General features: G+C 61.2%; 1 protein-coding gene and 1 pseudogene. Both read left to right on the forward strand.

The genetic code is table 11. The features are described 5' to 3' along the window. Positions 1-323, forward strand: a 323-nt coding sequence (locus BQ17_RS10270) for a nitrogenase component 1 (protein WP_305118701.1), incomplete at its 5' end; no start/stop codon positions are given. 241 nt (positions 324-564) lie between these two features. Beyond that, positions 565-843 (forward strand): annotated as a pseudogene (locus BQ17_RS10275) (transposase); the annotation flags it as partial.

Genomic DNA, 843 nt, shown 5'->3' on the forward strand with positions numbered 1-843 from the left:
AGTACAACTTCTTTGGTCCCACCAAGATCGCCGAGTCCCTGCGCGCGATCGCTACCCGCTTCGACGACACCATCCAGGCCAACGCCGAGCAGGTCATCGCCAAGTACCAGCCCCAGTCCGAGGCGGTCATCGAGAAGTACCGACCACGCCTGGAAGGGAAAAAGGTGATGCTCTATGTAGGCGGTCTGCGTCCGCGTCATGTTGTCGGTGCCTATGAAGGCCTGGGGATGGAGGTGGTGGGTACGGGCTATGAGTTTGCCCACAACGACGACTACGACTGCACCCTTAAGGGGTGGCCAGGCAGGTGCTCACCACATCATTGATGCGATTCGCTGCACTCACCCGTTGCCCAATCTACATACTTCACCATCTCTCGGCTCGTTCCCACGCTGGAGAGACTGTGAAAGAATTCGCCCTTGGTGGTGGCGAGGGTAAGCTCCCGGTCGAGCTCGATCCGAGAGGGTGAGATTGATGGCGAGAGGTTTCAAGCCAGGCGTCGCCCGTGCCCAGGCAGCATGCCTGCCCGCCCGGATTGAAGACTAGGTCAGCGAAACCAACCGCGTTCGGGCGCTCGACGCCTCCGTCGGCACACTCGACTTGCAGGCATTGGGGTTTAATGCTCCTGGTGATCTCACTCCCGGTCAGCCGGCATTCGATCCTGCCGTGCTCCTCAAGCTTTATGTTTACGGCGATCTCAACCGGGTGCGCAGCTCCCGGCGTCTGGAGCGTGAGTGCCGGCGCAACCTGGAGTTGATCTGGCTGCTGCAGGGGTTAGTCCCGAGCTACCGCACCAGCGCTGAGTTTCGACGGGTCAACGGGAGCGCATGGCGGGCGGCCAACCGT

Origin of the sequence: Candidatus Thiosymbion oneisti, assembly GCF_900092655.1 — a bacterium.
In the GTDB taxonomy this organism is placed as follows: Bacteria; Pseudomonadota; Gammaproteobacteria; order Chromatiales; family Chromatiaceae; genus Thiosymbion; species Thiosymbion oneisti.